We start from the raw sequence: 9022 nt of genomic DNA, 5'->3' as shown, positions 1-9022 counted from the left end.
GGCCGGGCCGCCGGTGCTGATCCGCTCGGTGGGCCGCTCGGTCGGGGGCTGGCCGAAGGGCTGGTTGCCGGGGCGGGCCCAGGTGGACGGGCCCTCGTTTGGTGGTCCCTGGGGGCCTTGTGGGTTCGTCACCCAACCGATTCTGCCCTATCCATCCGAGCAAAGTCGGAGCGGTTTCGCAGCACCGCGATGGTTTCGCGGGCCTTGGCCACCTTGTCGACGTCGATGTCGGCCACCACGAGCTGCGGGTTCGCGCCGGCGGAGGCGACCACCTCGCCCAGCGGCGACACCACCAGGCTGCCGCCCACACCTGTGGGTGCGCCCGCGCCGGAGCCCGACGTGGACAGGGTGTCGCCGGGGTCGGCCTGACCGACGGCGGCGACGTAGCTCATCGAATCCAGCGCCCGGGCCCGGGCCAGCAGCGTCCACTGCTCGAGCTTGCCCGGCCCCGAGCCCCAGGACGCGCAGACGACGATCAGCTGGGCGCCGCGCGCGGCCAGCTCGGTGTAGAGCGCCGGAAAGCGGATGTCGTAGCAAACGCTCAGTCCCACCCGCACCCCGTCGACGTCCACCACCACCGGCTCGCGGCCGGGCGCGACGGTGCGCGACTCGGCGAAGCCGAACGCGTCGTAGAGGTGGATCTTGTCGTAGTGGGCGTCCGGCCGGTTGGGGGCGCCGGGCCCGGCCGCGATCAGCGTGTTCGTCACCCGCCCGTCGCCGGCCGGGGTGAACATGCCGGCGATCACGGTGATCCCGGCGTCCGCCGCGATCCCGCGCACGCCGTCCGCCCACGGCCCGTCGATCGGCTCGGCGACCGGTGCCAGCGGAACGCCGAACCGGCACATGGTCGCCTCCGGGAAGACCACCAGCGCGGCGCCGGCGTCGGCGGCGCGGCGCGCGTACTCGCCCACCAGCTGCAGGTTCGCCGCCGGATCGCTGCCGCTGAGGATCTGCGCCAAGGCGATTCGCATGGGCGCCAGCCTAGGCGTTGTCCGCGATCCACTCCGCGGTCAGGCGCTGTTCGCGGCTCACCAGTTCGGCCAGGTGGGTGCCGATGAGCCGCTCCACCTTGCCGCCGATGAGCGGCACCCGGACCTTGACGGCGATCCGGTAGGTGAGCCGCGCGCCGCCGGACTCCGCGATGGGCGACAGTTCGCCGGTGCCCGACACGTGCACCGGGGTGCCCTCGATCGAGCCGGCGATGGCCGCCGTCGCGGAGCCGTCGCGCAGCGGCCCCCAGGATTCCTCGCGCCGCACGCACAGGTCGCCCCGGTGCAGTTGCTTGACGAGGGCGTGCAGGTTGTGGCTGCGCACCACCTGCACGGTCACCACCTCGACGCTGCCGGCGTCCCCGGACTCACCGCCGCGCCGCATCGACTCCAGCCGGGCCTCGTCGACGGGGATGTCGGCCAGCCGGGCCTCCCAATAGCCCTCCACCTGGAAAGCCCGGTGAATCTCCTCGACGGTCTGCTCGTAGTCGGCCGACAAGTCGAATGAACGCGGCATAGCTGGCCAGGCTACCGTTACGGGCCATGAAACCGACCGGTGCCGGTTCGCTCTTCGCCGGTGCGCATGTCGCCGAGGCGGTGCCGCTGGCGCCGTTGACGACCTTGCGGGTCGGGCCCGTCGCGCGGCGCCTGATCACCTGCACCAGCACCGAGCAGGTGGTTGCCGTGCTGGGCCAGCTGGACGCCGAATCCGGCGGTGGGCCGGTGCTGGTGTTTGCCGGCGGCTCCAACCTCGTGGTCGCCGACACGCTGACCGAGCTGACCGCGGTGCGCCTCGCCAACGACGCGATCACCGTCGACGGCAACGTGGTGCGCGCCGAGGCGGGCGCCGTCTGGGACGACGTGGTGCTCACGGCGATCGAGCGCGGTCTGGGCGGGCTGGAATGCCTGTCCGGCATCCCCGGGTCGGCCGGCGCCACCCCGGTGCAGAACGTCGGGGCCTACGGGGCGGAGGTCTCCGACACCATCACCCGGGTGCGGGTGCTGGACCGCGCCAGCGGGGCGGTGCGCTGGGTGCCCGGCGAGGAACTCGGGTTCGGCTACCGCACCAGCGCGTTCAAGCGGGCCAACCGGTCGGGACGCGAAATCCCTTCCGTGGTACTCGAAGTCGAGTTCGCCCTGGACGCCTCGGGCCGCAGCGCGCCGTTGCGCTACGGCGAGCTGACCGGCGCGCTGAACGCGACCAGCGGCGAGCGCGCCGACCCGAAAGCCGTCCGCGAGGCGGTGCTGAGGCTGCGGGGCCGCAAGGGCATGGTGCTCGACGCCGCGGACCACGACACCTGGAGCGTGGGCTCGTTCTTCACCAACCCGGTGGTCTCCCCGCAGGAGTACGAGCGGCTGGCCGGTCGCGTCGAGGGACCGGTTCCGCACTACCCGGCGCCGGACGGTATCAAGCTGGCGGCGGGCTGGCTGGTGGAGCGGGCGGGCTTCGGGAAGGGGTATCCGCAGCCCGATCCGGGCGGCACCCAAGCGCCCTGCCGGCTGTCGACCAAGCACGCGCTCGCGCTCACCAACCGCGGCGACGCCACCGCCGGGGACGTCATCGCGCTGGCCCGCACGGTACGTGACGGAGTCCGCGCTGTGTTTGGTATCACACTGGAACCGGAGCCTGTCCTGCTCGGTTGCAGGCTGTAGCCGCAAATCCCGTGAGTCGGCGCCCCGGGCGCGAATTGTCATGGCGGGGTTGGGGTGTTCTCTCACGGTATCTTTAATTGTCGTGAGCACATCCAGTTCCCCTCCGCCGGTCAACCGGCGCCTGGCCTTGGCGGCCCTGGGACTCGGCGTGTTTGCCCCCAGCGTATTGGCCGCCTGCGCCAGCACCGTGGCCAACAAAGAGGCCGAGAAGAAGAAGGAGCCGCCGGCGCCGCAGCTGAAGTTCGCGCCGGCCGACGCCGCGGCCGACGTCGTCCCGATCGCGCCGATCAGCGTCCAGGTGACCGACGGCTGGTTCCAGAAGGTCGCACTGACCAACTCGTCGGGCAAGGTGGTCGCCGGCGCCTTCAACTCCGACCGCACCGTCTACACCACCACCGAGCCGCTGGGCTATGACGCCACCTACACGTGGAGCGGGTCGGCCGTCGGCCACAACGGCAAGGCGATCCCGGTGACCGGCAAGTTCACCACCGTGTCGCCGACCAAGAAGATCAGCGGGGCGTTCCAGCTGGCCGACGGGCAGACCGTCGGCGTCGCCGCGCCGATCATCATCCAGTTCGATTCGCCCATCAGCGACAAGGCCGCCGTCGAGAAGGCGCTCACGGTCACCACCGACCCGCCCGTCGAGGGCAGCTGGGCCTGGCTGCCCGACGAGGCGCAGGGCGCGCGCGTGCACTACCGGACCCGCGAGTACTACCCGGCCGGCACCACGGTGAACGTCGACGCCAAGTTCTACGGGCGCCCGTTCGGTGACGGCGCCTTCGGCGCCGACGACATCTCCCTGCACATCCAGATCGGCCGCCGGCAGGTGGTCAAGGCCGAGGTCTCCTCGCACCGCATCCAGGTCGTCACCGACGCCGGCGTCATCATGGACTTCCCGTGCAGCTACGGCGAGGCCGACAAGGCGCGCAACGTCACCCGCAACGGCATCCACGTGGTCACCGAGAAGTACGCCGACTTCTACATGTCGAACCCGGCCGCCGGCTACACCAACGCCCACGAGCGGTGGGCGGTGCGGATCTCCAATAACGGCGAGTTCATCCACGCCAACCCGGCCAGCTCGGGGGCGCAGGGCAACAGCAACGTCACCAACGGCTGCATCAACCTGTCGACGTCCGACGCCGAGCAGTACTACCGCACCGCGATGTACGGCGACCCGGTCGAGGTGACCGGCAGCTCGATCCAGCTGTCGTACTCCGACGGCGACATCTGGGACTGGGCCGTGGACTGGGACACCTGGGTGGCGATGTCGGCGCTGCCGCCCCCGACGGCGCACCCGCCGGCGTCGCAGATACCCGTCACCGCGCCGGTCACGCCGACAGACGCCCCGACCCTGTCGGGCACGCCCACGACCACCACCACGACGACGACTACTCGTCCCGGCGGTTGAACCGCGTCGCGCTGGCCTGATCGCGCGGCTTGATGACGATCAGGTCCAGGTCCACGTGGGACGGCCGCGAGGCCACGAACCCGATCACCTCGGCGACGTCCGCCGCCACCAACGGCGTCAGCCCGCGGTAGACGGCGTCGGCGCGCTGTTGGTCGCCGTCGAAGCGCACCAGCGAGAACTCGGTTTCGACGGCCCCCGGCGCAATCTCGGTGAGCCGCACGGGTTTTCCCAATAGCTCGCCGCGCAGCGTGCGGTGCAGCGCGCCCTGCGCGTGCTTGGCCGCCGTGTACCCGGCGCCGCCATCGTAGGTCTCCAGGGCCGCGACCGAGGTGACGGTGACGATGAGGCCGTCGCCGGATTCGATCAGCTTGGGCAGCAGCGCGCGGGTGACCCGCAGCGTGCCCACCACGTTCGTCTCCCACATCCATTGCCAGTGCTCGAGGTCGGCGTCGGCGACGGATTCCAGCCCCCAGGCGCCACCGGCGTTGTTCACCAGCACGTCGACCCGGCTCAACTCGGCGGCCAGCGCGGCCACCGCGCGGTCGTCTGTGACGTCGGCCACAATTGCGGTGCCGCCGATCTCGTCGGCCAGCGCCTGGAGCCGGTCCGCGCGACGCGCCACCACGACCACGTGAAAGCCCTGTGCCGCAAGGGTTTTCGCGGTCGCCGCACCGATGCCCGAACTGGCGCCGGTAACCACCGCGACCCGTTGTTGTCCCCCAGCTGCGTTCACACGGAACAACTCTAGTGAACGTGCTAAGTTCTCGGGGTGCTCCTTGGCGCCCTGATCAACAACACCGCCGCGTGTCTGTGCGCGGCGGGTGCGTGTTGTTGCCGCGCACTCTGCCGCTCCTGACTTTCAGGTGTGGCCGCAGCCGGCCATCAGGAACTCGCACAAAAGGACACCCATGCGCACTACCCTTACCCGTAGCCACCATTCCCTCAGCCGCAAAGGCCTTCCGCGGATGCACCGCCAGATCCTGCCTCCGGCGCTACACATCTCGGATTCGGCGGCGGCCTCCGTCTTCCGCGCGGTCCGGCTGCGCGGCCCCGTCGGCCGCGACGTCATCGCGGCCGTCACCTCGCTGAGCATCGCCACGGTCAACCGGCAGGTCATCGCGCTGCTGGACGCGGGCCTGCTGCGGGAACGCGCCGACCTGGCCGTTTCCGGCGCCATCGGGCGTCCGCGGGTGCCGGTGGAGATCAACCACGAACCGTTCGTCACGCTCGGCATCCACATCGGTGCGCGCACCACCAGCATCGTGGCCACCGACCTGTTCGGCCGCACGCTGGACACCGTCGAGACCCCGACGCCGCTGTCCCCCGCCGGGCCGGCGCTGGCGTCGCTGGCCGAGAGCGCCTCGCGGTACCTGCAGCGCTGGCACCGGCGCCGCCCGCTGTGGGTCGGGGTGGCGATCGGCGGCACCGTCGACGGCGCCACCGGCCTCGTCGACCACCCCCGGCTCGGCTGGCGGCAGGCGCCCGTCGGCCCGGTGCTGGCCGACGCGCTGGGCCTGCCGCTGTCGGTGGCCTCGCACGTCGACGCGATGGCCGGCGCCGAGCTGCTGCTCGGCCTGCGCCGGTTCGCGCCGAGCTCGCCGACCAGCCTGTACGTCTACGCCCGCGAGACCGTGGGCTACGCGCTGGTGATCGGCGGGCGGGTGCACTGCCCGGCCAGCGGGCCGGGCACCATCGCGGCGCTGCCCGCCCACTCCGAGCTGCTCGGCGGCACCGGCCAGCTGGAGTCCACCGTCAGCGACGAAGCGGTGCTGGCCGCCGCGCGGCGACTGAAGATCCTGCCCGACGTCGCCGCCGCGACCCGCACCGCCGGGGCCACCACCGCGATGACCGACCTGCTGCGGGGCGCCCGGGCCGGCAATCAGCCGGCCAAGGACTTGCTCGCCGAGCGGGCCCGGGTGCTCGGCGAGGCGGTCGCCTTGCTGCGCGACATGCTCAACCCCGACGAGCTGGTGGTCGGCGGCCAGGCCTTCACCGAATACCCCGAGGCGATGGGCCAGGTGGAGGAGGCGTTCGCCGGGCGCTCGGTGCTGCCCCCGCGCGATATCCGCGTCACCGCCTTCGGCAACCGGGTCCAGGAGGCCGGTGCCGGGACGGTGTCGCTGGGCGGGCTGTACGCGGACCCGCTGGGCGCGATGCGTCGCGCCGGGGCGCTGCAGTCCCGGCTGCGGGAGGTCGCGGCCGACGAGTCGTCCGCTTAGCGCGAACAGCGCCCGTCGTCCGGGCCGCGGCCGGTCCTGTAAAGATGAAGGAGTGCGGCACGACGACCTTCTCCGGCGCAGCGACCCGCGCCGGGTAGCGGTCCTGGCGGTGCACACCTCGCCGTTGGCCCAGCCGGGAACGGGCGACGCCGGAGGCATGAACGTCTACGTGCTGCAAACCGCGTTGCACCTGGCGCGGCGGGGCATCGAGGTGGAGATCTTCACCCGGGCCACCGCGTCGGCCGATCCGCCGGTGGCCAACGTGGCGCCGGGCGTGCTGGTCCGCAACGTGGTGGCGGGGCCCTTCGAGGGTCTGGACAAATACGACCTGCCCACGCAGCTGTGCGCGTTCGCGGCCGCGGTGCTGCGCGCCGAGGCGTCGCACGAGCCGGGCCACTACGACATCGTGCACTCCCACTACTGGCTGTCCGGGCAGGTCGGCTGGCTGGCCCGGGACCGCTGGGCGGTGCCGTTGGTGCACACCGCCCACACCCTCGCGGCGGTGAAGAACGCGGCCCTGGCCGACGGGGACGCGCCCGAGCCGCCGCTGCGCACGGTGGGGGAGCAGCAGGTCGTCGACGAAGCGGACCGGCTGATCGTCAACACCGATGACGAAGCCACGCAACTGATTTCGCTGCACCACGCCGACCCGGCGCGCATCGATGTGGTCCACCCGGGGGTGGACCTGGACGTGTTCTCGCCGGGCGATCGCCGGGCGGCCCGGGCCGCGCTGGGGCTGCCGCTCGACGGCGACCTGGTGGCCTTCGTCGGGCGGATCCAGCCGCTGAAGGCCCCCGACATCGTCCTGCGCGCCGCGGCGAAACTGCCCGGGCTGCGCATCGTGGTGGCCGGCGGCCCGTCGGGCAGCGGCCTGGCCTCGCCGGACGGATTGGTAAGGCTGGCAGCCGAACTCGGCATCGCCGACCGGGTGACGTTCCTGCCGCCGCAGTCCCGCCCGGACCTGGCCACCCTGTTCCAGGCCGCCAATCTTGTTGCGGTGCCCAGCTATTCGGAGTCGTTCGGGCTCGTCGCCGTCGAGGCGCAGGCGTGCGGCACCCCCGTGGTGGCCGCGTCGGTCGGTGGCCTGCCGGTGGCGGTGCGCGACGGGGTCTCGGGCAGCTTGGTGTCCGGGCACGACGTCGGCGACTGGGCGGACGCCCTGGATCGGTTGCTGCGCCTACCCCCGCCGCAGGCCGACGCGATGAGCCGCGCGGCCGCCGCGCACGCGGCCACCTTCTCGTGGGACAACACCACCGACGCGCTGCTGGCCAGCTACCGGCGCGCGATCGGCGACTTCACCGCCCTGCGCCAGCGCCGGTACGGCATGAAATCGGACCGGGCCGCGATGCGCAAGCCGCGCCGCTGGACCACCCGTCGCGGGGTGGGCGCGTGAATACGACCGTGCAGGCCGTGATCGAGCACACGCTGCAGGCCAGCGGGCTGACCTACTCGGAATTCCCCGGGGCGCACGGCGGGCTGCCCGGCCTGGTGGTGGAACTGCCCGGCGAGCGCAAGCTCAAGACCAACACCATCCTGAGCATCGGCGAGCATTCGGTGCGGGTGGAGGCGTTCGTGTGCCGCAAGCCCGACGAGAACCACGAGGGCGTCTACCGGTTCCTGCTCAGGCGCAACCGCCGGCTGTACGGGGTGGCCTACACGCTGGACAACGTCGGCGACATCTACCTCGTGGGCCGCATGTCGCTGGCGTCGGTCGACGCCGACGAGATCGACCGGGTGCTCGGGCAGGTGCTCGAAGCGGTGGATTCCGACTTTAATACGTTGCTGGAGTTGGGCTTTCGGTCGTCGATTCAGAAAGAGTGGGAGTGGCGGGTGTCCCGCGGCGAGTCGCTGAAGAACCTGCAGGCGTTCGCGCATCTGATCGACGACGATGACGACGAGCCTGCGTGAGAGACTGACCGGCATGGGTGAAACGGCCACGCTGGTGCTGCTGCGCCACGGCGAGAGCGACTGGAATGCCCTCAACCTGTTCACGGGCTGGGTCGACGTGGGGCTGACCGAAAAGGGACGGGCCGAGGCGGTGCGCAGCGGCGAGCTGATGACCGAACACGGCCTGCTGCCCGACGTCCTCTACACCTCGCTGCTGCGCCGGGCGATCACCACCGCGCACCTGGCGCTGGACACCGCCGACCGGTTGTGGATCCCGGTGCGGCGCAGCTGGCGGCTCAACGAACGCCACTACGGCGCCCTGCAGGGCCTCAACAAGGCCGAAACGAAGGAGCGCTACGGCGAGGAGCAGTTCATGGCCTGGCGGCGCAGCTACGACACGCCGCCGCCCCCGATCGAGCGGGGCAGCGAGTACAGCCAGGACACCGATCCCCGCTACGCCAACATCGGCGGCGGCCCGCTGACCGAATGCCTGGCCGACGTGGTGGTGCGGTTCCTGCCGTATTTCACCGACGTCATCGTCCCGGACCTGCGGGCCGGCAAGACCGTGCTGATCGTCGCGCACGGCAACTCGCTGCGCGCCCTGGTCAAGCACCTGGACGGGATGTCCGACGACGAGGTCGTCGGCCTCAACATCCCGACCGGCATTCCGCTGCGCTACGACCTGGACGCCGACCTGCGGCCGGTGCTGCCGGGCGGCACCTACCTCGACCCGGAGGCCGCCGCGGCGGGCGCCGCGGCCGTTGCCAGCCAGGGCAGGGCCTGAGCCCGGTCCAGGTCCAAGACCGCTTTTAAAGGCCCGTTCGCCAAACATCGAGTGAACGGGAGCGGAACACCTGCTGCGTAAG

General features: G+C 71.6%; 9 protein-coding genes. 6 read left to right on the top strand and 3 right to left on the bottom strand.

Going from position 1 to position 9022, the window contains the following annotated elements; genetic code table 11:
- Window positions 1–128: 128 nt before the first annotated feature.
- A complete protein-coding gene (locus AWB89_RS22395; protein WP_085176575.1) occupies window positions 129–971 on the bottom strand; it encodes a carbon-nitrogen hydrolase family protein in 843 nt (280 codons plus the stop codon).
- A gap of 10 nt (window positions 972–981) precedes the next feature.
- The gene (locus AWB89_RS22390; RefSeq protein ID WP_085176573.1) at window positions 982–1506 is read right to left on the bottom strand and encodes a DUF2505 domain-containing protein; all 525 of its coding nucleotides are present in this window, start codon (window positions 1504–1506) and stop codon (window positions 982–984) included.
- Window positions 1507–1532: 26 nt separating this feature from the next.
- Between AWB89_RS22390 and AWB89_RS22385 the strand changes: the two genes are divergently transcribed.
- Complete coding sequence (locus AWB89_RS22385; protein ID WP_085176571.1) at window positions 1533–2642, top strand: UDP-N-acetylmuramate dehydrogenase; 1110 nt, start codon at window positions 1533–1535, stop codon at window positions 2640–2642.
- Between the two features lie 40 nt (window positions 2643–2682).
- On the top strand, window positions 2683–4050 hold the full coding sequence (locus AWB89_RS22380) for a L,D-transpeptidase (protein ID WP_085176569.1): 1368 nt from the start codon (window positions 2683–2685) through the stop codon (window positions 4048–4050).
- On the opposite strand, the gene AWB89_RS22375 is transcribed toward AWB89_RS22380, so the two are convergent.
- Window positions 4031–4783 (bottom strand): SDR family NAD(P)-dependent oxidoreductase, encoded by a 753-nt coding sequence (locus AWB89_RS22375; protein WP_142280259.1) that lies wholly within the window; start codon window positions 4781–4783, stop codon window positions 4031–4033. The two genes, AWB89_RS22380 and AWB89_RS22375, sit on opposite strands and share 20 nt — an antisense overlap.
- A 175-nt stretch (window positions 4784–4958) precedes the next feature.
- Between AWB89_RS22375 and AWB89_RS22370 the strand changes: the two genes are divergently transcribed.
- Genes AWB89_RS22370 through AWB89_RS22355 form a run of 4 tightly spaced genes read left to right on the top strand, consistent with a single transcriptional unit; the run spans window position 4959 to window position 8940 of the window.
- Entirely contained in the window at window positions 4959–6269 is a 1311-nt protein-coding gene (locus tag AWB89_RS22370) for an ROK family transcriptional regulator (RefSeq protein WP_085097605.1), read from the top strand.
- Between the two features lie 52 nt (window positions 6270–6321).
- Window positions 6322–7662 carry a D-inositol-3-phosphate glycosyltransferase gene (gene mshA, locus AWB89_RS22365; RefSeq protein ID WP_085176564.1) on the top strand — a complete coding sequence of 447 codons (1341 nt, stop codon included), beginning with the start codon at window positions 6322–6324 and terminating at the stop codon, window positions 7660–7662.
- Window positions 7659–8177 (top strand): type III secretion system chaperone family protein, encoded by a 519-nt coding sequence (locus AWB89_RS22360; RefSeq protein WP_085097599.1) that lies wholly within the window; start codon window positions 7659–7661, stop codon window positions 8175–8177. Before mshA ends, AWB89_RS22360 begins: the two co-directional genes overlap by 4 nt.
- Before the next feature lie 13 nt (window positions 8178–8190).
- The gene (locus tag AWB89_RS22355; protein ID WP_085097783.1) at window positions 8191–8940 is read left to right on the top strand and encodes a phosphoglyceromutase; all 750 of its coding nucleotides are present in this window, start codon (window positions 8191–8193) and stop codon (window positions 8938–8940) included.
- Window positions 8941–9022: the final 82 nt, after the last annotated feature.

Origin of the sequence: Mycobacterium paraense, from assembly GCF_002101815.1 — a bacterium.
GTDB lineage: Bacteria > Actinomycetota > Actinomycetes > Mycobacteriales > Mycobacteriaceae > Mycobacterium > Mycobacterium paraense.
This window is presented reverse-complemented; position numbering and strand designations above follow the sequence as displayed.